The sequence below is a fragment of the Caldanaerobius polysaccharolyticus DSM 13641 genome (assembly GCF_000427425.1).
Taxonomy (GTDB): Bacteria; Bacillota; Thermoanaerobacteria; order Thermoanaerobacterales; family Caldanaerobiaceae; genus Caldanaerobius; species Caldanaerobius polysaccharolyticus.
Window position 1 is genome coordinate 629,205 of the sequence record NZ_KE386495.1, and the last position, 23,361, is coordinate 652,565.

The window sequence follows — 23,361 nt, forward strand, 5'->3', positions numbered from 1 at the left end:
GATTAAAGATGTATTCAGCAGGATACTACGACGTTGTGGTGATAGGGGCCGGTCACGCCGGATGTGAAGCTGCTTTGGCAGCTGCCAGGCTGGGACTTAAGACACTGGTTGTCACCATAAGCCTGGAAGGGATAGCTATGATGGCGTGCAATCCTTCTATAGGAGGCCCTGCTAAGACAAACCTTGTAAGGGAAGTGGACGCGCTGGGAGGCGAAATGGCCGTAAACACCGATAAAGCCATGATACAGGTGAGGACCTTAAATACAGGCAAAGGCCCTGCTGTAAGGGCTTTGAGAGCTCAGTGTGACAAAAAGCGTTATCAAAGCGAGATGAAGAAGACCCTGGAGAGGCAGGAAAACCTGGATTTAAAGCAGGATGAAGTCGTAAAAATATTTGTAAACGACGGGTGTGTGAGCGGTGTGCTCTTAAAGTACGGTGCCAGGTACGATACAAAAGCCGTTATAGTTGCTACGGGAACGTATTTAAAAGGCAGGATAATTATAGGGGATATAAACTACAGCGGCGGACCTAATGGCCTTTTTCCAGCTAATGAGCTGTCTAAATGTCTTGAAGAGTTAGGCTTTAAGTTGAGGAGGTTTAAAACGGGGACACCTGCCAGGGTGGATAAAAGGACTGTTGACTTTAGCAAGATGATTCCTCAACCAGGAGATGCAAAGGTCACTCCTTTTTCTTTTTTAAACGATGGACTCAATATACCTCAGGTGCCCTGTTGGCTCACTTATACCAATGAGCACACCCACAACGTTATAAGGGAGAACATCCACCTTTCTCCGCTTTACAGCGGTGCTATAAAAGGGGTGGGACCCCGATACTGTCCCTCTATAGAAGATAAAGTTATGAAATTTCCCGATAAAAAAAGCCATCAAATATTTATTGAGCCTGAAGGCCTGGAGACATATGAAATGTATGTTCAAGGAATGTCCACGAGTATGCCTGAAGAGGTGCAGGTAAATTTTTTAAGGACTGTAAGTGGTTTGGAAAACGTCAAAATAATGAGAACCGCTTATGCCATCGAGTACGATTGCATTGACTCTACAAAGCTTAAGCATACGCTGGAATCAAAAGAAATAGGCGGCCTGTACTTTGCCGGTCAGATAAATGGAACCTCAGGCTATGAAGAAGCTGCAGCTCAAGGCATTATAGCTGGCATTAATGCAGCGCTGAAAATCAAGGGCTTACCGCCTTTTATTCTCGATAGATCTGATTCGTATATAGGCACTTTGATTGACGATCTGGTAACAAAGGGGACTAATGAGCCGTACAGAATGCTTACGTCGAGATCTGAGTATCGGCTTTTGTTAAGGCAGGATAACGCCGATTTGAGGTTGACAGAAAGAGGATATGAGATAGGACTTGTGTCCCGTGAAAGGTATGAAAAGTTTATGGGGAAAAAGGCCCATATTGAGCAGGAGATACAGAGGCTAAAATCTACCAGGGTGTCGCCATCTCCCCGCGTATGCGAATATCTCGATAAAGTGGGAAGCGCGCCCATAAGCAGCGGGATAACCTTGTATGAATTGCTGAAGAGACCTGAGATAAATTATGATTCGCTGGCCCAGATAGATGAGGAAAGGCCTATATTGACGCCTGCAGAAGCTGAAGAAGTGGAAATACAGGTAAAATACGAAGGGTATATAAAAAAACAACTGCAGCAGGTAGAGCAGTTTAAAAAACTGGAAGGAAAGAGATTGCCTTCTGATATCGACTACTCTAAAATATACGGGTTAAGCCTTGAGGCAAGGCAAAAATTAAATGATATAAAGCCTGTGTCTATTGGCCAAGCGTCCAGGATATCTGGCGTATCGCCGGCGGATATAGCTGTGCTGTTGGTTTATTTGGAGAAAGGCAGGAAAAAGGAATGAATGAAGTCGTTGACGTCCTCTACAGCACCTGTAGGGAATTAGGCGTAAGTTTGGAAGAGTTTCACGTGAAACAATTATTAGAGTACATGGAATTGATAAAAGACTGGAATAAAAAAGTTAACCTAACGCGCATAACCGATGACAGAGAGATGATGGTAAAGCACTTTGCCGATTCCCTTGCTATTGTAGGGATAGAGACATTACCTCACGAAGGGAAAGGGATAGATGTAGGAACAGGAGCAGGGTTTCCCGGGATTCCACTGAAAATTTATTACCCTGGTATCCAAATGACGCTTCTCGACTCGTTGAAAAAGAGGATTGATTTTTTATCCGAAGTTATAAGACGCCTTGGCTTAAAGGACGTGGAGCTGGTGCATGGGAGGGCAGAAGACGTGGCCAAAGAAAAGGCTCATCGTCAAGTTTATGACTTCTGCTTTTCTCGTGCCGTAGCCCCTTTAAATGTCCTGTGTGAGTATTGCCTTCCCTTTGTAAAGATTGGCGGAACGATGATGGCTATGAAGGGGAGGAATGTGGCAGATGAACTTAAAGAGTCAAAAAAAGCGATGGAACTGCTGGGTGGAAAGCTGTTAAAGGTGGTAGAATATAAATTACCGCCAGATATTGTGCACTGTGTTGTGATTATAAAAAAGGTCAAACCGACCCCTGATAAGTACCCGAGAAAAGCAGGCATACCGGTGAAATCACCTTTAAAGTAAAGGTATTTTTGTAGGAAATAAAGAAGGAATTTCCAAAAATGTATAGAATATAATATATAGTTATGAAATGTAAGAATTTTAAAGAGGTGATAGCTGTGGGCCATGTGGCGATTCAGAATGAGGTAGAGTATATACCTATACACATGATATTGCCTAACCCTTATCAACCGAGAAAGCATTTTAGCGACAGCAGTTTGGAAGAATTAAAAAACTCTATTTTGACTTACGGAGTGTTGCAGCCTATAAGCGTTAGAAAAATTGCCGAAGACAGGTACGAGCTGATAGCCGGTGAGAGAAGGCTTAGGGCTTCCAAACTGGCCGGAATGGAAGTCATTCCAGCAGTAGTGTTGAAGGCAGACGATGTGGATTCAGCTGTAATCGCCCTTATAGAAAACCTTCAGCGAGAAGATTTAAATTTTTTGGAAGAAGCAGAAGGCTACCTTAACCTTTTGGACAATTACCATTTTACTCAGGAAGAGTTAGCTCAGAAAATCGGCAAAAGCCAGTCTACTATAGCGAATAAAATAAGGCTTTTAAAGCTTTCGCCAGAGGTTCTTGAGGTCATTAAAAGTAATAATTTGACAGAAAGGCACGCCAGGGCTTTGCTGCGCCTAAGTGATACTAAAACCCAGTTAAACGTGTTAAAGCAGGTGGTAAAGAGAAAATTAAACGTAAAAGAGACCGAAGCGCTTATCAACAGGATTCTGGATTCACTGCAAAACAAAGAAAAATTGGAAAAGAAAAGAAAGCTGATAAAGGCATTAAAGGATGTTCGAATATATATAAATACCATTAAGCAAGCGGTAGATCTTATGAATAAAAACGGAGTTAAAGCGGTCTTAAGTCAGGTAGATAGTGATGATTATGTAGAGTTTATTGTCAGGATTTCTCGGTAATTTCTCTTAATATATCTTCTAAGAATTCCCTGTCGCATTCATCAAAAGCTGAAAGCTCATCGCTATCTATGTCTATCTCTCCTATGATTTCACCGCTTTTATTGTATAAAGGTACTACGATTTCAGACCTAGTCTCGATGCTACATGCCAGGTAGTTGCTTTCTTTTGATACATCATCTACGATTATAGCCCTCTTTTGAGCCACAGCGCTGCCACATACGCCCTGGCCAATTTTAATTTTTTGGTGTTGGGTGGGTTTACCTAGATATGGTCCCAGTTGCAATACGCCATCTCTTAGGAAATAAAAACCCACCCAATTGTAATAAGGTATGTTCTGTTTTAATAGTTTGACGATCTCACTATAAACTTCATGTTCACTGGTTTTTGATATGATGTATTTAGCCTTTTCGCTCAGATCTGCAAACAGCGCTTTTTTTTCGCTGACATTCATAAGATCAACTCCTCTCTTATCGATTATATCACAGGGTCTTTTAACTGGTCAAAACTTGTTAAATAAAAGTGCCAGCCCTACTACGATAAATGCTATTCCTGACCCCATTTGAATCAGATTTTGAGGAAGGTATTTGTTTATAAAAGTGCCACCTATCACGCCGATGAAGGCACTTAAAATCAGAGCTAGAGACGCACCTATATAAACCCCCAGCCTGTTATTGTACTTGCTGGCCAACAACATGGTAGATAGTTGGGTTTTATCTCCCAGCTCAGCTAGAAAAACCAGAAAAAAGGACAATATCACTTCTCTGTGCATATGGTCACACCTCACTTTTTAACTGATAGTTTCAAGACATTTTTCGATATTTTCTTCTTTTGTTTCACGTGAAACAGTGCTATAATATACACCAGATAGCGTGCCAATATGGTAGCGGAAAACAGAGATGATGCGAAGGGATATAAAACTTCGTCAATATCCAGAGCGCGAAAGAGGTATATGTGCAGTAAAGCAGGAGCGGATATCACGCCTCTTAAGGGAATTTGGATGGGATTCAACACGGCAGCCCACGAGAAAAACATCCACATCAACAAAATGTACAAAAATTTTCCTTTTTTCATCATTTTTTTACACCTTTTAAGACTTGTTTTATTCATGTATATTTAGCTATGATAAAAAGTATGTTACAAAGCGGGTTAGATATTTATGGGAAAAATATTGGCTATTGCAAATCAAAAAGGCGGTGTAGGCAAGAGCACGACGGTTATAAATCTGGGGGCAGCCCTGGGCCTTAAAGGGAAGAAGGTCTTAATTGTGGACATGGATCCCCAGGGCAACGCCACCAGCGGTCTTGGCATTGATAAGGCCAGTAATGAGATTACTGTATACGATGTGATTGCGGGAAAAGCGCCATGGGAGAAAGCCATAATAAAGACCAGCTATGATAATCTATACCTCTTGCCTTCCGACGTAAATTTGGCGGGTGCCGAAGTGGAACTGGTTGACGTCGCTAAGAGAGAACATAAGTTAAAAGCGGCCATTGAGCCTATAAAAGAGAGATTTGACTATATACTCATTGATTGCCCGCCATCGCTAGGGCTTTTGACTATAAATGCACTGGCGGCATGTGATGGGGTTATTGTGCCTATACAATGTGAATATTTTGCCATGGAAGGAGTGGCGCAGCTTCTAAACACGTTAAAAATCGTCCAGAAGCATATTAACGAGCATTTGACCGTAGAGGGTGTGTTGCTCACTATGTACGATGGTAGGACGAATCTTTCTGTACAGGTAGCCGAGCAGATTAAAAAGCATTTTGGCAGTAAGGTTTATAGATCTGTGATACCAAGAAACATAAGGCTAGGCGAAGCGCCCAGTTACGGTATGCCGATTCAATACTACAGCCCAAGGTCAAAAGGCTCTGAAGCTTATAATGACCTTGCCGCTGAAATACTGGAGAGGGATGTGAGAGATGAATAGAAGGGGTTTAGGAAAAGGCCTTGAAGCGCTGTTGCCTCGAGGAATGGAAGATGAAAACGAGATTCAGTATATTGACGTGGACAAGATACGTTCCAACAAGTCACAACCTAGGAAATACTTTGACGAGCGCAGTTTAAAAGAGCTGGCCGATTCCATAAAAGAACACGGCATGATTCAACCTGTAATAGTAAAGGCTCAAGGCGGCGGATATGTGATAATAGCAGGGGAGAGAAGGTGGAGGGCAGCCAGGCTGCTAGGCATGAAGGAGATACCTGCTGTTGTGAAAAACGTAAGCGATGAAGAAGTGCTGCAGCTGGCATTAATCGAAAACTTGCAGAGAGAGGATTTAAACCCCATAGAGGAGGCCATGGCGTATAAGGCCTTAATAGAGGAACACGGCATGACCCAAGAGGATGTTTCACAAAGGATAGGGAAGAGCAGATCTGCCATCGCTAACAGTATAAGGCTTTTGAACCTTGACCAACGCGTGATTGATTACCTTATTACAGGGGAGTTGACTACAGGACATGCTAGGGCTTTGTTATCACTGGAAGAAGGAGATGCCCAGTTTGAGGCAGCTAAAAAAGTCATCAAAGAGGGCTTGAATGTCAGGCAAACAGAAAGCCTGGTAAAGAGGATGTTAAGTGGGCCTAGCAAAAATAAAAGGGTAAATGAAAGCAATACCACTTATAGGTTTATACAGGAAGACATGGAGAAGGCATTGGGGACCAAGATAACGATAAAGAAAAGCAAAAACAAAGGCAGAATAGAGATAGAGTTTTATTCAGATGAAGACCTCCAGCGAATTTACGAGTATCTGTGTAACAGGTGAAGCTGTGCATAATATAATGGTTTAGTAAAGGAAATCTATGGGGGGCTTGATCTGTGATATACCTGGATAATGCAGCTACATCATGGCCAAAACCGCAGAGCGTATATAACGAGGTGTACGATACCATGGTCAAATGCGGTGCAAATCCAGGGAGAGGTAGCCATAGACTATCTTTAGAAGCATCGCGCATTGTCTACAGTACGAGAGAGAGACTGGCTAAGTTTTTAAACGCCAGCAGCTCTATGAATATATCGTTTACGTTAAACTGTACCATGGCCTTAAATACAGCGATAAAAGGGGTTTTAAAAGAAGGAGACCACGTGTTGATCACATCTATGGAGCATAACTCGGTTGTAAGGCCATTAAATGCGTTAAAAACTAAGGGAATTAGCTATGATATTGTATGGTGCAGTAAAGAAGGCCTTTTAGATCCTGATGACGTGAGAAAAGCTATAAAAAGCAATACAAAGCTTATAATAACCACCATGGCATCCAATGTCTGCGGGGCCTTGATGCCTGTAGAGGATATATGTTCTATCGCTGGGACCAATGGCATAATATACCTTGTGGATGCAGCTCAAGGTCTAGGGTCGATAAATTTGGATGTGAAAAAATGGGGTATAGACATGGTGGCTTTTCCAGGGCATAAAGGCCTTTTAGGTCCCCAAGGCACCGGTGGGCTGTACGTAAAAAGTGGATTGAGATTAAATACCATTATAGAAGGAGGCACAGGCAGTCACTCTGATTTAGATGAGCAGCCTCAAGAGCTACCTGATAAACTAGAAAGCGGCACACTTAACACTCCCGGCATTGCGGGATTGGGAGCAGGTGTTAAGTATATTCAAGAAAATGGCATAGAAAAAATACGGGCTCACGAGATTTACCTGACACAGTGCCTTATAGAAGGGCTAAAAGGTATAAAAGGCGTTGTGATCTATGGCCCTGTGGACAGTAAAGAGAGGATCGGAGTGGTGAGTGCTAATATCGATAACGTGGATTCTACATTGGTGGGGCATATACTGGATTCCAGATATGGGATAGCTACGAGAAGCGGTTTGCATTGTTCGATTTTGGCCCACAAGACCATGGGCACGGAAAAGCAAGGGACGGTCAGATTTAGCATCGGGCCATTTAATACCCTTGACGAAATCAATTATACCATAAAAGCTGTATACGAAATCGCTAAAAATTTTGCATAGGAGGTTAAGCAATGGACCTTTTAAAGCTATTAAAATTATCGCCGGTGGAATTGGCCACAGCACTTATAGCGATTATATTTTTTATTCTCTTTTTATCCGTGCTTATAAAAGTCAAAAGATTGGAAAGGCGTGTAAGTGGTTTTGTAGGAGCAGAAAACGGCGCAGACATTGAAAAGGCACTTGGAAACTATGTACTGGAAATAAAAAAAGCGATGGATAAGATCGACGGGTTTCAGGAGCAGATAAACGACATCACAAAGAAGCTGGAGTTGAGCATAAAAAAAGTGGCTATTGTGCGTTATAACGCTTTTGATGAGGTGGGCGGTGACTTAAGTTTTTCTATAGCGCTTCTTGATGATCACGATGACGGAGTGGTTATAACAGGTATATACGGGAGAAATGAAACCACTACTTACGCCAAGCCTATAAGAAATGGCACATCTAATTATAAGCTCTCTGCGGAAGAAATTGACGTGATAGAAAAGGCGAAAAGAAAGTTTATATAGTATATAGGGAATAATGAATACACTTCCGGTTATAATACATCAGGAGGTGTATTTTTTTGTTAATCGCAGTAGATCGAGGGATGGAAGACATAAAAGCGCTGCTTGAACAATGTGGGTATGAGGTTACCTATGTGGACACAGGGATTCCCTGCGATGTGTACATCTACGGCGATAGGTTTGATCAAAGCCTGGATCAAATCAGAACAGGTGATAGGGGCACATTATTGATTAGGGCGTCGATGGGGTATGAAAACATATTGAATGCCATAAGGACGCGCCTTATAACGCCGCTGTTTGAGTAAGGTGATGGTATGGATGAAAAGGTAAAAGGCAATCTGATCATTATAGGAGGTGCAGAGGACAAAGAGGGAGAGTGTGCAATACTCAATTACGTGGCGAGTACCGTAAAAAAAAGCAAAAATTCCATGCTTATAATAACCACAGCTACTCAAAAGCCACAGGAAGTTTTCAGCACGTATGAAAGGGTTTTTAAAAGGCTGGGGATAGGAGAAGTTGATACGCTGGACATAAATGATAGGGAAAAGGCCAACGATAGCGTTAATGTAACTAAGGTGTACAACGCGGGAGGTATTTTTTTTACTGGCGGTGATCAGCTCAGGATAACCAGCATATTAGGTGGCACAAAGGTCAATGATGCCTTAGCAGATGTGTACAAAAAAGGAACGGTTATTGCCGGGACCAGCGCCGGTGCTTCTGCTATGAGCAGTACCATGATAGTAGGTGGAGAGGCGGATACGCCAAAAAAAAGCGGTCTTTCCATGGCACCAGGGCTATCTTTTATACATGAAGTAGTCATAGATCAACATTTTGCCCAAAGGGGGAGAATAGGAAGGCTTCTTTACGCTGTAGCTCAGAACCCGTATACCCTGGGTATAGGCATCGATGAAGATACAGCCATTGTGGTGGATGGAAAGGGTCTATTTCACGTCATAGGTAACAACAGCGTAACGGTGGTTGATGCCAAAAATATAAGGCATTCAAACATATCAGAGTTGAATCAGGGCGATGTACTGGAACTTATAGGGGTGACATTACACGTCTTGTCACCGGGGTCGGGATTTGATCTTACAAGAAGGGAACCGATTTTAAAAGGAGGTTTGTAGCTTTTAACAGCATTTGCCATGAAAATTTTAAATTTAAATGTGTACAGGGGCAGGAACATATACTGCCATAGGCCCGTGATTAAAATGCTGGTAGACCTGGAAGGATACGACGATATACCTACTAAAGACATTGAAAGCCTTAATGAAAGGTTGCTGAGCTTATTGCCTGGGCTGAAAGATCATTATTGTAGTGCTGGAAAACCTGGAGGGTTTGTTCAAAGGCTAAATGAAGGCACATATTTGGCCCATGTGGTGGAGCATGTTATATTGGAACTTCAACACGTATTAGGATACGACGTAAGATATGGTAAAGCAAGGCAGACAGGTGATGGCATATACTATGTGGTGTACGAATATATGTTGGAGGAATGCGGTGTAAGAGCAGGTAAACTGGCTGTGGAGTTGCTAAACGGGTTAATAAAAGGAGAGGTTTTAGACCTAGACAAAAGGATTTCAGATCTTAGAAAAGTGATATCCGAATTCGAGTTGGGACCAAGTACCAAGGCCATAGCGGAAGAAGCCAAAAGGCGGGGTATACCTGTTACCAGGATTGGCAACAGCAGCATATTGAGATTGGGATATGGAAAATACCAAAAGCTGATAGAAGGGACTATAACTGAGAATACCAGCTGTATAGCTGTGGACATATCCTGTGATAAACAGCTGACCAAAAAACTGCTAGAGGAAAGAGGTATACCTGTGCCAGAAGGCTATGAGGTTTTCTCCGAAGAGGATGCGGTATCTGTAGCCCGGGAACTGGGATATCCTGTTGTGGTAAAGCCCTTAAACGGCAACCAGGGAAAAGGGGTGTGTTTAAACCTGGGGTGTGATGAAGATGTGAGGATAGCGTACAGGATTGCGAAGGGGTATTCTAACAATGTTATCGTAGAAAAGCACGTGCAGGGGCGCCACTACAGGGTGCTGGTAGTCAAGGATAAAGTAGCAGCTGTTTCAGAGAGGATACCTGCTCATGTGATAGGCGATGGCAAAAGCACCATAAGGCAACTTATCGATAAGCAAAACCAGGACCCTGCAAGGGGCGAAGGGCATGAAAAACCCCTGACGAAAATCAGGATTGACCCTGTAGCTATGATGGTGTTAAAAAGGCAGGGAAAAGGGCTGGACTATATACCCCTTAAAGGCGAGAAAATTTACATACGGGATAACGATAATTTGAGCACAGGGGGAATAGCTGTAGATACAACCGACCAAATACACCCTGACAATGTGGCTTTGGCGATAAGAGCGGTGCAGGCCATCGGCCTGGATATCGCCGGTGTGGATATAACTACGCCTGATATATCAAAACCTATCGTCACAACAGGAGGAGCGGTGATAGAAGTAAACGCATCTCCTGGGATAAGGATGCACTATTTCCCTCAACATGGAGAGCCAAGGGATGTGGCTAAAGCCATTGTGGACTTGCTTTATCCTGAGGGCTGTAAAAGCACTATACCTATTGTATCTGTTACAGGTACTAATGGTAAAACCACGACTACCAGGATGATTGCTCATATTTTGAGCACTTATGGCTATACAGTAGGCATGACCACTACAGATGGCATATATGTGGATAACAAATTGATATTAAAGGGGGATAACACAGGGCCTATAAGCGCAGCAACTGTTCTGGGGGATAGAAATATCGATGCGGCAGTGCTGGAAACGGCAAGAGGCGGCATAATAAGGTCGGGACTGGGTTACGATTTAAGCGATGTGGGGATTATAACAAATATAACAGAGGATCACCTGGGATTGGACGGAGTAGAAACCCTTGAAGATATGGCTTTTGTGAAGTCTCTGGTGGTTGAGGCTGTAAAAAGCGACGGATATGCTGTGTTAAATGCAGACGATAAGATGACGTGCTATGTAGAAAAAAGAGTAAAGTGCCGTAAAGTGTATTTTTCCATGAATGAAAATAATATACTGGTTAAAAAGCACATATTGTCTGGTGGAACTGCCGTATACCTCAAAGATAATGTGATAATGATCGCCAGTAAGGATTCAATAATACCTGTGATAGACATCAGGGATATACCGGCGACGTTCAACGGCAATGTAAAGTTCAACGTGGAAAACAGCCTTGCAGCCACTGCTGGCTGCTGGGTTTTGGGCGTGCCTGTAAAAGATATTTCAAAGGGCCTTTCTACATTCTATTGCGATCAAAAACACAACCCTGGCAGGTTTAATATATTTAATATAGGTAATTTCAGGGTACTAGTAGATTACGGGCACAACTTGGAAGGGTATAAGTCGGTGATTGATGCTGCCTGGAAGATGGGCGCAGATAGGTTGATAGGGATAATAGGAGTGCCTGGTGATAGGTCAGACGACAGCATATATAGGATAGGTGAGATGTGCGGGAAGGCTTTTGACGTGATATACATAAAAGAGGATCAGGATCTAAGGGGGAGAAAGCCTGGCGCTGTAGCTGAGATACTGAAGATAGGAGTTGAGGCTACAGGAAAAGGGAAGGAAATAAACACGATTTTGTCAGAGAGTAAGGCGTTAGAGGCTGCCATGCTTAACGCTATTCCTGGAGACCTTATTGCGGTATTTTACGAGGATTACGATGGGATAGTAGAAACTATAAAAAGAGTTGCCCGCATGATGAACAAAAAAGTAGATGCCCAGATTATGGCATCACAGAAAATTTGAGGGCCTGTATAAGGCTCTCTCTTTTTTTAAGTTTTGAACAGCATAGCACAGTCCTTTTGATATGTAATCAGCCATTTTTATCACCAAGTTGAGGCGCGTATTTTGCAGCACAAAGAATTCCATAAAGCCGCTCATATTCACGATGCCGTTTATGTGAAAGTCGCCTATTTCGGGCAATTGCTTGTTGACTCCAGCTCCGGGCTTTATAGGGCCTGGGCCAAAAGTGACGTATCCTACGTTTTCTAATTTGCCGAGACATGCGTCTACAGTTATCACAAAGGGCTGTTCTACTTTTTTTAATACCTCAATGGATTGGCACAGGTTTTTAGCATGTACCGGTTCATCTAAAGTCCCGAATATGTACACCCCTTGGGATTCCAATTTTTTGTCTTTTAAGCTTTGACCTACAAGAGGGCCAAGGCAATCGCCTGTGGCTCTATCTGTGCCTATGCACAGTATTATGATATTGCGTTGCGGTTCACAGGTTTCCTTTATTCCCCTGTAAAGGGCATGTTGAAATTCGTGAAGGTTTTCGCTGTTGTATGCGTTGTAATAAGCCATATAATACACCTCAAATATTATGATTGACGCTTAGTTTGGATTTGATTCATATTTTCGTGCAAAGGTTATGCTTTCATGATAAAATATTAAAAGGGGTGAGATTAATAATGCCGCAAAAGTGGATAGATGTGGCGACCATCGCCGTGAAAATCATAATAGCGTTTATTGTCACAAAGGTTGCCCTGTTGATTTTATATAAAGCTATTGATAACTTTTTTAAAAATTACAAGGACAGCAAGTTTAACATATCCAATAGGAAAATAAAGACGATGGGAAGGCTTATAAAAAACATCTCTAAGTACGCTGTTTATTTTATATTTATAACAGTAGTGCTAAGCTTTTTTAACATAAAAATTGAGTCGTTGTTGACAGTAGCAGGCATAGGAGGGTTGGCGATAGGGTTTGGGGCTCAGAGCTTGGTAAAAGACGTGATTACGGGCTTTTTCATCCTGTTTGAGGACCAGTTTGGAGTGGGTGATTACATAACCATTGACAAGTACAGCGGTGTGGTGGAAGAAGTGGGGCTGCGCGTGACTAAAATAAGGGATTTTTCTGGTGCGGTGCATATAATTCCCAATGGGCAGATAACCTCGGTAACCAATTACAATGCAGGCAATGCCAGGGCCTTGGTAGAAGTGACCGTAGCATACCAGCAAGACCTTAAGAAAGTCATGGAAGTGCTAAAAGTTGTATGCGATAAAGTGAAGGAAGATATGTCTGACAAAATTGTAGATGGCCCCTATGTTCTGGGAGTGAGCAACCTGGGCTTACACGGCGTGAGCATCAGCGTGGTAGCTATGACAAAGCCCATGAAGCACTGGGAGGTAGAGAGGGAATTGAGGCTTAAGATAAAGGACGCTTTTGACAAAGAAGGTATTGAGGTGCCATTTAACAAATTTACGCCGTATAACGGCGATGAGGGCAAGGGGTGATGTGGTGAATGAAGGGTTATTATCTAGGCGATATAGTTATGATGAAAAAGCCCCATCCCTGTGGGAACAACCAGTGGGAGATAATAAGGTTGGGTGCTGATATTAGGATAAGGTGCACCAAGTGCGGTCGCCTGGTGCTTTTGCCCAGGTCAAAATTTGAAAAAAGGTTGAAGAAAATATTGCAGAGCTCTGTTGAAAATCAGGAACAACAATGATATAATGTATAAACGTGTATCCTTGGTCCATAGAGGGCCCATAAGTCCAGAAGGAGGTGAATCCATGAGATCGTACGAGTTTGTCTGCGTTTTAAAGCCAGAAATAGAGGAAGAGAGAAGAAATAGCCTGTTGGAAAAATTCAAGTCTATAATAGCAAACCAGAAAGGCGAAGTGACAAGTGTAGACGAATGGGGCATGCGAAGGCTTGCTTATCCGATAAAGAAGTTTAACGAGGGATATTACGTTTTTATGGAGTTTAATGGCGAGAGCCAGGTACCTGGTGAGCTGGAAACGGCCTGTAAAGTTACCGATGAGGTACTGAGATATCTCATCGTTAAAAAGGGAGAGTAAAATCAAATGATTAATGTGGCTGTCTTGATAGGTCGCCTGACAAAAGACCCTGTGCTCAGGTTTACACCTGGCAGTGGGGTTCCTGTGGTCACTTTTACTCTGGCGGTGGACAGAAATTTTACCAATCAACAGGGCGTGAGGGAGGCCGATTTTATACCTATAGTGGCGTGGAGAAAGCTGGCAGAAACCTGTGCCAACAATCTGACCAAAGGGAGATTAGTAGCGGTAACAGGGAGAATCCAGACGCGCACATGGGATGATCAAGAAGGAAGAAGGCATTTTGTTACGGAAGTGGTCGCAGATAACGTCAGGTTTTTGGATTGGGGCAACAGCAAGAGGGCCGATACAGGCCAAGGCCAGGAAAGCGAGATAATCCACGATATAGATTCACTGGATGGCTTTGTGCCCGTTGAAGGGGAAGACGATCTTCCGTTCTGAAAGGAGGTAATAGTGTGAGCAAGGAAGACGCAAAGACCGAAAAGAAGAGAAACAGGAAAAAGAAAAAGGTGTGCAGTTTTTGCGAGGATAAGATAGAAGTGGTTGATTATAAAGACATAAACAGGTTAAGAAAGTACATGTCCGAAAGGGCCAAGATTTTGCCCAGAAGGATAACGGGTAACTGCGCAAAACACCAGCGGCAGCTTACCACTGCCATTAAAAGAGCAAGGCATATAGCTTTGCTTCCATTTACAACCGAATAATGTTATAATAAAAGAGGGCAAAGCCCTCTTTTTTGTAGTGTTGAAAAGGAGTGTATCCATGGGTAATAACACAAAAGCAATTGTAGAAGGGGCAATGCTCGCAGGTATTGCCGCAATAATGGCGATAGCCAGTACGTATGTGCCTTTTTTGTCTCTCTTTTATATTGTATTTCCCGTTCCCATAGCTATAGCAGGGTACAAGTACGGCCTGAAGATTAGCATTTTGTCGTTGCTGGTGGCGTCTTTGATAATTGCCGTATTGTCACATCCGCTGTCATTCCTTGGAAGCATTGCTTTGGGGATAGTTGGCGTAGGGATAGGGTATTTTCAACATAAAAAAGCGCCTGCTGCAACGGCATTGATAGGGGTATTCTTTTTGGCGCTATTTACCATGCTCTTAGAGCTATGGGTTGCTTTTAAGTTCATGGGAATCGACGTAATATCGCAAATCGTGGATATGTTTAAACAGGCTACACAATTAAACATGGATATTTACAAGAGAATAGGTGTGTCGGGGCAAACGCTACAGGACATGGATGCATTGACCAAGTACATGCTGAACACCCTTAAAACCCTTATGCCATTTATAATCATAGCGTCGGTGTCTTTAATGGTGTTTGTCAACTACATTGTTACAAACTTTATATTAAAGCGATTGGGTTATAAAGATATTGTAACCCTCCCTCCATTTTCTACGTGGCTTATGCCCAAGAGCGCAGCGATTGTGTTTTCGGTATTTATAGCTGCTGGGTTTTTTATCAAAGCCGAAAGCATGGGGAAAGATATGGTTCAGGTGTGGAGCAATTTGCTAGCATTGGGATTTATGGCGTTTTTTATCGATGGACTATCGCTGGTTTCCTTTTATATGAAAAAGGTGGGCATGAGCAGGTTTTTTCAAGCTGTTATATTTATAATGCTCTTGTTTTACAGCTATTTCAATATTCTAGTTTTTATGGCAGGCTTGCTGGATGCGGGTATGGATTTCAGGCGCCTCAGGGGAGATTCCAGGAGGTAATTCTATGTTAAATAAGAAAATAACCCGGTTTCTTTACTGTAACCTTAGGGCATTTGTGCTGATGACAGCTCTGTTGATCGCCATAATAACCTATTACAACCTTTTTTTGGGAAGCATTTTCCTCGTCGCTTTTTTGGCGTTGATCGTGCGAGTCTACGATGACATAAAAGAAGAAAGGGAAAAGCTGTGGAAAGAGATAGAGGATACAGCGATTCAGCTGGATACTGTCGTAAAAAAGTCTGTTGAGCACCTGCCTTTAGCAGCAGTGGTCGCTGATAGGACAGGAATAATATGGCGTAATTCGTATTATATTCAGAGCTTTAATGGCAACAGCGATGTGGAAAAGAAAATAATTCAATATATAAACCAGGGACCTGCTAAAAAAAGCGGTGAGGATACGATAGAGTTTGAGGGAAAGAAGTACGCGCTGGTTAAAAAATCCGATGAGGTGAAAGGCGATAATTTATTTTTTGTATACCTTTTCGACGTCACAGGGGAATTCCAGTGGAGGGAGGCTTACGAGGACAGCCTGCCGGTGGTGGGTTTGATTCAGGTGGACAATTACGATGAGGTAATGCAGGGTCTGGATGATCTGGATAGAGCCCTTATGGTGGCTGAGATTGACAACAGGCTTAACAAGTGGGCAAATTCCATAGACGCGTGCTTGAGAAAATACGAAAGCGATAGCTATATAGTGTTTATGACCAATCAGAAGTTAAAACAGGTGGAAGAAAAGAAGTTTGATATACTTGATGATATAAGAGATATCAATGTAGGCAACAGGATACCTGTTACCCTTAGCATGGGCATCGCTTCTTACAGCGATAATATCAAAAATATATACATGGATTCAGATACAGCTCTGGATCTGGCGTTGGGCAGGGGAGGAGATCAAGCGGTAGTAAAGAGGCGGGATAGAATAGCTTACTACGGAGGTAAAACCCAGGCTGTGGAACGAAGGACGAGGGTAAAGGCCAGGGTCATCTCCCATGCCCTGGGACAATTGATATCTGAGTCTTCCAATGTTATCGTGGTAAGCCACAATTTTATGGATATGGACGGCTTAGGGGCAGCTATGGGAATATTGAGAGCCAGCAGGGAATACAATAAACAAGCCTACGTCCTTTTGGGTACTGTTAATGTCACGGTTGAAGAATTTCTTCACAGGATAATGGAAGATGAAAGGTACAAAGGTTCGTTTATCCAGGGAGATCACCTGGACGGCCTGCTGGATGAGGGCAGTCTGCTGGTAGTCATAGATACTCAGCGTTCCAGTTATATGGCTTATCCGGATATATTGAAGAAGGTCAACAGGGTTGTGGTGATAGACCACCACAGGAAAACCAATGACTCTATAGATAAAGCTATTCTAACATATATAGAACCTTATGCGTCGTCTACCAGTGAACTGGTATCAGAGCTTTTGCAGTATATGAAGGACAAAGTGAACATGGAGAAAATCGAAGCAGATGCTTTGATGGCAGGTATAATGCTGGATACAAAGAATTTCACCTACAAAGCCGGCGTGAGGACCTTTGAAGCCGCATCTTTTTTGAGGAGGATGGGAGCTGACTCCACCCATGTAGTCCAGGTATTTAAAGACGATATAAAGACTTTTTCACAAAGAGCTGATATAATAAAAGCGGCGGAATTTACTGACAAAGGTGTTGCCATATCAGTATGCCCTGAAGGCGTGGACAATCCTCAGCTGTTGATAGCCCAGGCCGCCAATGAGCTTTTAAACATAAAAGGAGTAGAAGCGTCCTTTGTGCTCAGCAGGATAAACGGTACCGTAGTCATAAGCGGAAGATCACTGGGCGATGTAAACGTACAGGTTATACTGGAGAAATTAGGGGGAGGTGGGCATCTGGGTATTGCTGGTGCTCAATTGCCTGATATGACTCTGGATGAAGCAAAAGCGCTGCTTTACCAAGCTATAGATAAGTATTTTGAGGAGGAGAAGGTATGAAAGTCATTCTTTTGAAGGATGTAAAAGGTTTGGGGAAGAAAGACGATCTGGTAAATGCCAGTGATGGTTATGCCAGAAATTACCTTATACCTAGAGGACTTGCCGTTGAAGCTACTGAGAGCAGTATAAAAAATTTAAATGAAAAGAAGCGCAGGGAGGAAGAGAAAAAAAGGGAATGGAAAAAGGAAGCTGAACAGCTGGCTGAGAGGCTGAACGCCACAGGGGTTGTTATGAAGGTGAAAGCCGGCAATGGGAAAATATTCGGTTCTGTGACGTCAAAAGAAATAGCTGAAAAGCTAAAAGAACAACACGGCATAGATGTAGATAAGCGCAAAATCGCCTTAGAAGAACCTATAAAATACCCTGGCACTTTTTATGTAGATGTGTGGTTGTACCCTGAAGTTACGGCCAAGCTAAAGGTGATCGTCGAGGGGGAATAACAGGTGCAGGTGAGGGTTCCACCCCATAACTTAGAAGCAGAAAAGGCGGTATTGGGTGCGATATTGTTAGAAAAAGATGTGATCGTGGACGTGGTGGAGCTATTAAAACCCGAAGATTTTTACAGAGAATCCCACAGCATAATATACAGGACTATACTGGAATTATACGATAAAAACCAGCCGGTAGACCTGATCACCGTGACCGATGAATTAAATCAACGTAATCTTCTGGAAAAGGTGGGGGGAGCTGCTTATCTTACATCTCTGGTGGCAGGTGTCACCTCAATATCCAATGTAGAGCATTATTGCAGAATCATTGAAGAAAAAGCTGTGATGAGAAGGCTTATAAAGGCTTCTGCGGAAATCATGGATTCAGGGTACAATGAATCCGATGACGTTGAAAACATCCTGGATGTGGCTGAGCAGAAGATATTTGATATAGCCCAAAGCCGTAACAGGCAGCCTTTTACTCCCATAAAAGACGTTTTGATAGAGACTATAGATCGCATAGATGAGCTTTATAAAAACAAAGGCAAAATCATAGGTCTTCCTTCGGGATTTGTGGACCTGGACATGAAAACATCAGGATTTCAGCCTTCTGACCTGATACTAATAGCAGCGCGCCCCTCCATGGGTAAAACCGCTATTGCCATGAATATCGTAGAATACGTGGCCGTAAAACAAAAGGTGCCTGTTATGATATTCAGCTTGGAGATGTCCAAGCAGCAGCTGACTCAAAGGCTGCTTTGCTCCCTTTCTATGGTCGATAGCCATAAGCTAAGGATGGGGGATTTGACCGAGGAGGATTGGCCTAAATTAGCCGCTGCCGTAGGTGTGCTTTCCGATGCGCCCATTTACATTGACGATACTCCTGCAATTACCACCATGGAAGTAAGGGCAAAGTGCAGGAGGCTCAAGCTGGAAAAGGGCCTGGGGTTGGTCGTGATAGATTACCTTCAGCTCATGCAGAGCAATAAGAAGGCCGAGAGCAGGCAACAGGAGGTATCGGATATATCCAGGTCTTTAAAGGCCTTAGCCAGGGAGATAGATGTGCCGGTCATAGCCCTTTCCCAATTGTCCAGAGCTCCTGAGACCAGATCTGACCACAGGCCCATGCTCAGCGACTTAAGGGAGTCTGGATCTATTGAGCAGGATGCGGACATCGTAATGTTTTTGTACAGGGAAGATTACTACAACCCTGATACGGACAAAAAAAATATAGCTGAGGTCATTATAGCCAAGCAGCGCAATGGCCCTACGGGTACCGTAGAATTGGGATGGCTGGGTCAGTATACTAAATTTGTGAATTTAGCCAGAAACTTGAAAGAGTGATGTTATGGAGAAATGGGAGTATTTAAGGAGGATTCCTTTATTTAGCGATCTTAAGGAAGCGCTCATTAAGCAGATCGCTGATATAGCGACAATAAAAAACGTAAAAGAAGGGACGATAATTTTTCAGCAGGGCGATCCCGGTGAGGCTGTATACGTGGTCAAAGAGGGCAGCGTCAAGATATCCATGGTAGACGAGGATGGCAAGGAGTATATAATACACATAATGAAAGAAGGGGAGGTATTTGCCGAAGCTACCTTGTTTAACAGCGGCCCATATCCTGCCAATGCGGAGGCGGTGGACGACGCGGCGCTTATAGTGCTTAATAACGCAAAGCTTGAAGACCTTATAAAGTCTAATAGCGAGCTGGCTTTAGAGCTTATAAAGGTCATGGCAAAGAGGTTACAGGATGTGAGCAAACAGATAAACAGCCTGGCTCTCAGGGATGCTATAGGGAGAACCATATCTGTGCTCATAAGGCTGGCAGAAGAAAAAGGGGAAAAGGTAGAGAAAGGGGTGGTAATTAAAGATATATCAAGGCAGGATCTGGCCAGCATGGTGGGTACTACCCGGGAGACTGTAACCAGGATATTGAATCAGATGAGCAGGGGGAAACTTCTGGAATTAGACAGGCAGAAGATCATTATTAAGGATGTGAGAATGCTAAATTCTTATCTGAGGTGATCGCATGGGTTTTTTTGATTTCTTTAAGCCCAAAAAACAGGTAAAGGTGAGAAAGCGCAATTTTTTTAATATTCAGGTGGGAGATATAGTAACATATGACGATATAGATTATATCGTACAGCAGGTATTGGAGTACGTAGAAGATGGTTACAGGTGGTATGACTATCAAATAGTAGACAACGACCGAAGCCTTTGGCTGGGAGTCGATGATGATGACGGAGTAAAGCTGGCTATATACGAAGAAGTATATGACCTGAATGTGGATGGGTTTCCCAGAACCGTCAGCTATAAAGGCATTGAATATAAAAGGGTTGAAATGGGAGATGCCCATGTGGTGGCGAGATCTGATTACGCAGGAGACAGGGTGGTAAACGTCAGGTATGCTGATTATGTGAGCGTAGATGGCAAAAAGTATTTATCACTAGAAGAATGGAATAATGAATATGAGGCCAGTATAGGATATCCCATAAAGCAGTTTCAGATAAAAATATTACCTGGGTTAAAGGAGGATTAGCGATGGGTATTTTTGAGAGAATCGCAATGCTGGTAAAGTCTAATATAAATGATCTCATAGACAGGGCCGAGGACCCTGAAAAAATGGCGAAACAGGTTATTGTAGAGCTGGAGGAGGCATTAGAGGAGGCAAAATCCGGTGTAGCAGCTGCTATTGCGGAAGAAAAACGCTTAAAAGCCTTAGTGGAAGAGCACAAGTATGAATCAGAGAAGTGGCAAGAAAGAGCAGAAAAAGCTGTGCTCAAAGGGGATGATGAGCTGGCAAAAGAAGCCCTTAGGCGCAAGAAAAGTCATGACCAAGATCTGGCTCATTTTACGGAACTCTATGAAAGACAGCAAAAACAGGTAGTGGAGATGAAAGAGAACCTTTATGAGCTGGAGAAAAAAATAGAGGATGCCAAAAGGAGAAGGGATACCCTTATAGCCAGGAATAGGGCCGCTGAAGCGCAGCGAAAGATATCGCAGACGTTGGCTGCTGCAGGCAAGAAAAACCCTATGGATATATTGGAAAAAATGGAGGAAAAAGTGGAGAGAATAGAGGCTGAAGCTCAGGTTTATGAAGAGATGGAAAAAGATACGTTGGAGGAAAAGTTCAAGGCATTAGACGAAGAAGACGATGTGGATAAAGATCTGGCGGAGCTCAAGAAAAAATTGGGCAAATAGCCATATGGGTGAAATTATATGGATTACTTTGCATTTATGGAAAAGGTATTTCCAGTTGTACTTATTATAGTAGTGATTGTAGTGGTATTTTCAACGTTTGGTTTCGGAAAGGCCACAAGTGTTCAGCTTAGCAAGATGTTCGTACCTGTCACTGATACTAGTCGATTAATAGTCAATGGATCTACTTATACCAACACAAATGAGAAGATATACTTTTCAAATGCCGATGTCAAGACCACCTTTGACAAAATACAATCTGTAAGCAAGCCTCAGAGCGCTGATTTAGGGGAAATTGCAGTTATGAAGTACGGAAAAACTTACTTTATACTGCAGAGCGCTTCATATAAGGGCGTTAACGGCACGGCGATCTTTGTAAACACGGAGCGAGAAGCATATCAATGGCATTACCCGTATATGGTAGACCTCTTCGGTGGCGGTAGGATAAGGCCTGGCAGCTTCGGATTTCCCTCTGTGAGAGGTGGAGGCATTGGAGCTGGAAAGTAAGAGGGGGAGGTGATATAATGAACCTATGGGACCAAATCTTATCAACGCTTATATTCGGCTTTATTGGGATATTTCTGATGGGTATAGCTTATAAAATCATGGATAGGTTTATACCTGCAGATTTAAATAAAGGCATTGAAGAGGGTAATTTAGCTGCGGGTGTGGTGATTGCAGGTATCTTTATAGGCATAGGTATAATCGTAGCTTATGCTATAGCTTAGGGAGGTATATTTTTGGCAAAGATCCGCGCGTTGCTGATCTCTGTTTTCTTAGTAGCGTTGTGTGGTATCGTTTATGAGCTTTCTATAGGCAATGTATCCACATACCTTTTGGGCAACAGCGTATTGCAGTATTCTCTTACTATCGGGTTTTTTATGTTTTCAATGGGAATAGGTTCATATCTGTCAAAATATATAAAAAGCGAATTAATAAGTATTTTTATATACATTGAATTGTCAATTGCAGCTGTTGGCGGTACTTCCTCTGTACTGCTCTTTTATTCTTATGGCTTTACTAACATTTATACAATGGTCATGATATTGATAACAGCCATTATAGGTATTATGGAAGGGCTTGAGATACCTGTAATAACCAGGATTATTGAGGAAAATTACAGAGATATTAAGATAAGCTTATCCCATGTGCTAAGCTTTGATTACCTCGGTGCACTTATAGGATCTTTGGCTTTTTCTCTGGTTTTGATCCCTCGGCTGGGGATAATTACGACGCCTTTTGTGTTTGCCCTTTTAAATCTTTTTGTAGCAGCTATAAACATATGGGTTTTTTATAGTGAAGTGAAAAGGCGCAGGTGGTTGGTTGTATCGGCGGCGATTACCGGTATAATATTAGTTGCAGGGATTATTTTTTCGCCTAAGATTAGCAATGTGTTGGAGCAAAAATTGTACAGCGATCCTGTGGTTCTGGTAAAGCAGACACCGTATCAAAAGCTGGTTATAACCAGAAGAGGGGACGATCTGCGGCTTTACATAGATGGAAATCTGCAGTTTAGCTCAGTGGATGAATACAGATATCATGAAGCCTTAGTGCTGCCGGCCATGAGCCTTCTAAAGGATAGAAGCCATGTGCTGATAATAGGCGGTGGGGATGGTTTAGCTGCCAGAGAGGTATTGAAATACGACGATGTCAAGAGTATAACACTGGTGGATCTGGATAAAGGCATGACTGATTTGTTTTCAAAGGATGGAGATCTCATAGAGTACAACAAAAATTCCTTAAATAACCCTAAAGTAAATATAGTGAATCAGGATGGATTTAAATACCTGGAGAAAACAAAAAATCATTTTAACTTTATTATAGTAGATCTTCCCGATCCCAACAGTGAAGAGTTATCCAGGCTATACTCTCTGAGTTTTTACCGATTGATGAAGAAGCATCTTACCGATGATGGCATTGCTGTCGTCCAGAGTACATCGCCATATTTTGCGCCTAAGGTCTTTTGGTCTATAAACAAGACCATAAAAGCAGCAGGCTTGAATGTGTATCCATACCACCTAAATGTGCCTTCATTTGGCGATTGGGGCTTTAATATGGCGTCAAAGAAGAAATTAAACATAGATGACATAAAGGTCAGAGTAAAAACCCGCTATCTTGATGATCAGGTGATTAAGGCCATGTTTTCCTTTGGGAAAGACGAAATGGCATCGGATGTAGGCATAAACAGGATTACCAATCCCATCATTTTACGGTATTACCAGGAGAGCTGGAAGCATTGGTGAGG

Annotated in this window: 29 protein-coding genes; 25 read left to right on the top strand and 4 right to left on the bottom strand. The window is 42.7% G+C overall.

The genetic code is table 11. The features are described 5' to 3' along the window. Positions 1 to 8: 8 nt before the first annotated feature. From mnmG to noc, 3 genes are all read left to right on the top strand, one after another. Complete coding sequence (mnmG, locus tag CALPO_RS0109545) at positions 9 to 1,883, top strand: tRNA uridine-5-carboxymethylaminomethyl(34) synthesis enzyme MnmG (RefSeq protein WP_026487107.1); 1,875 nt, start codon at positions 9 to 11, stop codon at positions 1,881 to 1,883. Further along, positions 1,880 to 2,599 (top strand): 16S rRNA (guanine(527)-N(7))-methyltransferase RsmG, encoded by a 720-nt coding sequence (rsmG, locus tag CALPO_RS0109550; RefSeq protein ID WP_026487108.1) that lies wholly within the window; start codon positions 1,880 to 1,882, stop codon positions 2,597 to 2,599. The genes mnmG and rsmG overlap by 4 nt, the downstream gene beginning before the upstream one ends. A gap of 62 nt (positions 2,600 to 2,661) precedes the next feature. Continuing rightward, positions 2,662 to 3,495, top strand: coding sequence for a nucleoid occlusion protein (gene noc / locus CALPO_RS0109555; RefSeq protein ID WP_051585949.1), 834 nt, complete (start codon positions 2,662 to 2,664; stop codon positions 3,493 to 3,495). Here the strand turns inward: noc and CALPO_RS0109560 are convergent. From CALPO_RS0109560 to CALPO_RS0109570, 3 genes are read right to left on the bottom strand one after another with little or no spacing between them, the layout of a single operon-like run. After that, positions 3,479 to 3,946, bottom strand: coding sequence for a GAF domain-containing protein (locus tag CALPO_RS0109560; protein WP_026487110.1), 468 nt, complete (start codon positions 3,944 to 3,946; stop codon positions 3,479 to 3,481). The genes noc and CALPO_RS0109560 overlap by 17 nt on opposite strands. A gap of 48 nt (positions 3,947 to 3,994) precedes the next feature. After that, positions 3,995 to 4,264 carry a TMEM165/GDT1 family protein gene (locus CALPO_RS0109565; RefSeq protein ID WP_026487111.1) on the bottom strand — a complete coding sequence of 90 codons (270 nt, stop codon included), beginning with the start codon at positions 4,262 to 4,264 and terminating at the stop codon, positions 3,995 to 3,997. 11 nt (positions 4,265 to 4,275) lie between these two features. Beyond that, entirely contained in the window at positions 4,276 to 4,569 is a 294-nt protein-coding gene (locus tag CALPO_RS0109570) for a hypothetical protein (RefSeq protein ID WP_026487112.1), read from the bottom strand. Between the two features lie 82 nt (positions 4,570 to 4,651). Between CALPO_RS0109570 and CALPO_RS0109575 the strand changes: the two genes are divergently transcribed. The 7 genes from CALPO_RS0109575 to cphA are packed head-to-tail and all read left to right on the top strand — an operon-like array spanning position 4,652 to position 11,744. Further along, positions 4,652 to 5,425 (top strand): ParA family protein, encoded by a 774-nt coding sequence (locus tag CALPO_RS0109575; RefSeq protein ID WP_026487113.1) that lies wholly within the window; start codon positions 4,652 to 4,654, stop codon positions 5,423 to 5,425. After that, on the top strand, positions 5,418 to 6,257 hold the full coding sequence (locus CALPO_RS0109580; RefSeq protein ID WP_026487114.1) for a ParB/RepB/Spo0J family partition protein: 840 nt from the start codon (positions 5,418 to 5,420) through the stop codon (positions 6,255 to 6,257). Before CALPO_RS0109575 ends, CALPO_RS0109580 begins: the two co-directional genes overlap by 8 nt. A gap of 53 nt (positions 6,258 to 6,310) precedes the next feature. After that, positions 6,311 to 7,456, top strand: coding sequence for an aminotransferase class V-fold PLP-dependent enzyme (locus CALPO_RS0109585; protein ID WP_026487115.1), 1,146 nt, complete (start codon positions 6,311 to 6,313; stop codon positions 7,454 to 7,456). An 11-nt stretch (positions 7,457 to 7,467) separates the two neighbouring features. After that, positions 7,468 to 7,962, top strand: coding sequence for a DUF4446 family protein (locus tag CALPO_RS0109590; protein WP_026487116.1), 495 nt, complete (start codon positions 7,468 to 7,470; stop codon positions 7,960 to 7,962). Between the two features lie 56 nt (positions 7,963 to 8,018). Continuing rightward, entirely contained in the window at positions 8,019 to 8,264 is a 246-nt protein-coding gene (locus tag CALPO_RS0109595; RefSeq protein WP_026487117.1) for a YkuS family protein, read from the top strand. Between the two features lie 9 nt (positions 8,265 to 8,273). Beyond that, on the top strand, positions 8,274 to 9,086 hold the full coding sequence (locus CALPO_RS0109600; protein WP_026487118.1) for a cyanophycinase: 813 nt from the start codon (positions 8,274 to 8,276) through the stop codon (positions 9,084 to 9,086). 18 nt (positions 9,087 to 9,104) lie between these two features. Next, the gene (gene cphA / locus CALPO_RS0109605) at positions 9,105 to 11,744 is read left to right on the top strand and encodes a cyanophycin synthetase (RefSeq protein WP_026487119.1); all 2,640 of its coding nucleotides are present in this window, start codon (positions 9,105 to 9,107) and stop codon (positions 11,742 to 11,744) included. On the opposite strand, the gene yyaC is transcribed toward cphA, so the two are convergent. After that, the gene (gene yyaC / locus CALPO_RS13735; RefSeq protein ID WP_051585950.1) at positions 11,730 to 12,305 is read right to left on the bottom strand and encodes a spore protease YyaC; all 576 of its coding nucleotides are present in this window, start codon (positions 12,303 to 12,305) and stop codon (positions 11,730 to 11,732) included. The genes cphA and yyaC overlap by 15 nt on opposite strands. Before the next feature lie 107 nt (positions 12,306 to 12,412). On the opposite strand from yyaC, the gene CALPO_RS13740 reads away from it, so the two are divergent. From CALPO_RS13740 to CALPO_RS0109685, 15 genes are all read left to right on the top strand, one after another. Continuing rightward, a complete protein-coding gene (locus CALPO_RS13740; protein ID WP_051585951.1) occupies positions 12,413 to 13,237 on the top strand; it encodes a mechanosensitive ion channel family protein in 825 nt (274 codons plus the stop codon). A gap of 8 nt (positions 13,238 to 13,245) precedes the next feature. Then, positions 13,246 to 13,452, top strand: a complete 207-nt coding sequence (locus CALPO_RS0109620) for a DUF951 domain-containing protein (RefSeq protein ID WP_026487120.1) — start codon at positions 13,246 to 13,248, stop codon at positions 13,450 to 13,452. 64 nt (positions 13,453 to 13,516) lie between these two features. Beyond that, positions 13,517 to 13,804: a 30S ribosomal protein S6 gene (gene rpsF / locus CALPO_RS0109625; protein ID WP_026487121.1), complete on the top strand. Its 288-nt coding sequence runs from the start codon at positions 13,517 to 13,519 to the stop codon at positions 13,802 to 13,804. 6 nt (positions 13,805 to 13,810) lie between these two features. Next, positions 13,811 to 14,242: a single-stranded DNA-binding protein gene (locus CALPO_RS0109630; RefSeq protein ID WP_026487122.1), complete on the top strand. Its 432-nt coding sequence runs from the start codon at positions 13,811 to 13,813 to the stop codon at positions 14,240 to 14,242. Between the two features lie 14 nt (positions 14,243 to 14,256). Beyond that, positions 14,257 to 14,505: a 30S ribosomal protein S18 gene (gene rpsR / locus CALPO_RS0109635; RefSeq protein WP_026487123.1), complete on the top strand. Its 249-nt coding sequence runs from the start codon at positions 14,257 to 14,259 to the stop codon at positions 14,503 to 14,505. Between the two features lie 58 nt (positions 14,506 to 14,563). After that, on the top strand, positions 14,564 to 15,520 hold the full coding sequence (locus tag CALPO_RS0109640; protein ID WP_026487124.1) for a YybS family protein: 957 nt from the start codon (positions 14,564 to 14,566) through the stop codon (positions 15,518 to 15,520). A 4-nt stretch (positions 15,521 to 15,524) separates the two neighbouring features. Continuing rightward, positions 15,525 to 17,489, top strand: coding sequence for a DHH family phosphoesterase (locus tag CALPO_RS0109645; protein WP_026487125.1), 1,965 nt, complete (start codon positions 15,525 to 15,527; stop codon positions 17,487 to 17,489). Continuing rightward, entirely contained in the window at positions 17,486 to 17,929 is a 444-nt protein-coding gene (gene rplI, locus CALPO_RS0109650) for a 50S ribosomal protein L9 (RefSeq protein WP_026487126.1), read from the top strand. Before CALPO_RS0109645 ends, rplI begins: the two co-directional genes overlap by 4 nt. Before the next feature lie 3 nt (positions 17,930 to 17,932). After that, a complete protein-coding gene (gene dnaB, locus CALPO_RS0109655; protein ID WP_026487127.1) occupies positions 17,933 to 19,261 on the top strand; it encodes a replicative DNA helicase in 1,329 nt (442 codons plus the stop codon). Positions 19,262 to 19,265: 4 nt separating this feature from the next. Next, on the top strand, positions 19,266 to 19,943 hold the full coding sequence (locus CALPO_RS0109660) for a Crp/Fnr family transcriptional regulator (protein WP_026487128.1): 678 nt from the start codon (positions 19,266 to 19,268) through the stop codon (positions 19,941 to 19,943). A 4-nt stretch (positions 19,944 to 19,947) separates the two neighbouring features. Next, positions 19,948 to 20,457, top strand: a complete 510-nt coding sequence (locus CALPO_RS0109665; protein WP_026487129.1) for a DUF4178 domain-containing protein — start codon at positions 19,948 to 19,950, stop codon at positions 20,455 to 20,457. Positions 20,458 to 20,459: 2 nt separating this feature from the next. Then, positions 20,460 to 21,119 carry a PspA/IM30 family protein gene (locus CALPO_RS0109670; protein ID WP_026487130.1) on the top strand — a complete coding sequence of 220 codons (660 nt, stop codon included), beginning with the start codon at positions 20,460 to 20,462 and terminating at the stop codon, positions 21,117 to 21,119. 18 nt (positions 21,120 to 21,137) lie between these two features. Continuing rightward, positions 21,138 to 21,623, top strand: coding sequence for a hypothetical protein (locus tag CALPO_RS0109675; protein ID WP_026487131.1), 486 nt, complete (start codon positions 21,138 to 21,140; stop codon positions 21,621 to 21,623). Between the two features lie 17 nt (positions 21,624 to 21,640). Further along, complete coding sequence (locus CALPO_RS0109680) at positions 21,641 to 21,844, top strand: DUF350 domain-containing protein (protein ID WP_035172531.1); 204 nt, start codon at positions 21,641 to 21,643, stop codon at positions 21,842 to 21,844. Between the two features lie 12 nt (positions 21,845 to 21,856). After that, complete coding sequence (locus CALPO_RS0109685; protein WP_026487133.1) at positions 21,857 to 23,359, top strand: polyamine aminopropyltransferase; 1,503 nt, start codon at positions 21,857 to 21,859, stop codon at positions 23,357 to 23,359. Positions 23,360 to 23,361 lie beyond the last annotated feature (2 nt).

Coding starts and splice junctions, on each gene's coding strand:
- CALPO_RS0109580 (WP_026487114.1), top strand. CDS start 5,418: ATGAATAGAAGGGGTTTAGGAAAAGGCCTTGAAGCGCTGTTGCCTCGA.
- CALPO_RS0109660 (WP_026487128.1), top strand. CDS start 19,266: ATGGAGAAATGGGAGTATTTAAGGAGGATTCCTTTATTTAGCGATCTT.
- CALPO_RS0109570 (WP_026487112.1), bottom strand. CDS start 4,569: ATGATGAAAAAAGGAAAATTTTTGTACATTTTGTTGATGTGGATGTTT.
- rplI (WP_026487126.1), top strand. CDS start 17,486: ATGAAAGTCATTCTTTTGAAGGATGTAAAAGGTTTGGGGAAGAAAGAC.
- CALPO_RS0109600 (WP_026487118.1), top strand. CDS start 8,274: ATGGATGAAAAGGTAAAAGGCAATCTGATCATTATAGGAGGTGCAGAG.
- CALPO_RS0109675 (WP_026487131.1), top strand. CDS start 21,138: ATGGATTACTTTGCATTTATGGAAAAGGTATTTCCAGTTGTACTTATT.
- CALPO_RS0109560 (WP_026487110.1), bottom strand. CDS start 3,946: ATGAATGTCAGCGAAAAAAAAGCGCTGTTTGCAGATCTGAGCGAAAAG.
- CALPO_RS0109645 (WP_026487125.1), top strand. CDS start 15,525: ATGTTAAATAAGAAAATAACCCGGTTTCTTTACTGTAACCTTAGGGCA.
- CALPO_RS0109640 (WP_026487124.1), top strand. CDS start 14,564: ATGGGTAATAACACAAAAGCAATTGTAGAAGGGGCAATGCTCGCAGGT.
- yyaC (WP_051585950.1), bottom strand. CDS start 12,305: ATGGCTTATTACAACGCATACAACAGCGAAAACCTTCACGAATTTCAA.
- CALPO_RS13740 (WP_051585951.1), top strand. CDS start 12,413: ATGCCGCAAAAGTGGATAGATGTGGCGACCATCGCCGTGAAAATCATA.
- CALPO_RS0109665 (WP_026487129.1), top strand. CDS start 19,948: ATGGGTTTTTTTGATTTCTTTAAGCCCAAAAAACAGGTAAAGGTGAGA.
- CALPO_RS0109575 (WP_026487113.1), top strand. CDS start 4,652: ATGGGAAAAATATTGGCTATTGCAAATCAAAAAGGCGGTGTAGGCAAG.
- CALPO_RS0109630 (WP_026487122.1), top strand. CDS start 13,811: ATGATTAATGTGGCTGTCTTGATAGGTCGCCTGACAAAAGACCCTGTG.
- rpsF (WP_026487121.1), top strand. CDS start 13,517: ATGAGATCGTACGAGTTTGTCTGCGTTTTAAAGCCAGAAATAGAGGAA.
- CALPO_RS0109670 (WP_026487130.1), top strand. CDS start 20,460: ATGGGTATTTTTGAGAGAATCGCAATGCTGGTAAAGTCTAATATAAAT.
- CALPO_RS0109620 (WP_026487120.1), top strand. CDS start 13,246: ATGAAGGGTTATTATCTAGGCGATATAGTTATGATGAAAAAGCCCCAT.
- cphA (WP_026487119.1), top strand. CDS start 9,105: ATGAAAATTTTAAATTTAAATGTGTACAGGGGCAGGAACATATACTGC.
- CALPO_RS0109590 (WP_026487116.1), top strand. CDS start 7,468: ATGGACCTTTTAAAGCTATTAAAATTATCGCCGGTGGAATTGGCCACA.
- CALPO_RS0109680 (WP_035172531.1), top strand. CDS start 21,641: ATGAACCTATGGGACCAAATCTTATCAACGCTTATATTCGGCTTTATT.
- mnmG (WP_026487107.1), top strand. CDS start 9: ATGTATTCAGCAGGATACTACGACGTTGTGGTGATAGGGGCCGGTCAC.
- CALPO_RS0109565 (WP_026487111.1), bottom strand. CDS start 4,264: ATGCACAGAGAAGTGATATTGTCCTTTTTTCTGGTTTTTCTAGCTGAG.
- noc (WP_051585949.1), top strand. CDS start 2,662: ATGAAATGTAAGAATTTTAAAGAGGTGATAGCTGTGGGCCATGTGGCG.
- rsmG (WP_026487108.1), top strand. CDS start 1,880: ATGAATGAAGTCGTTGACGTCCTCTACAGCACCTGTAGGGAATTAGGC.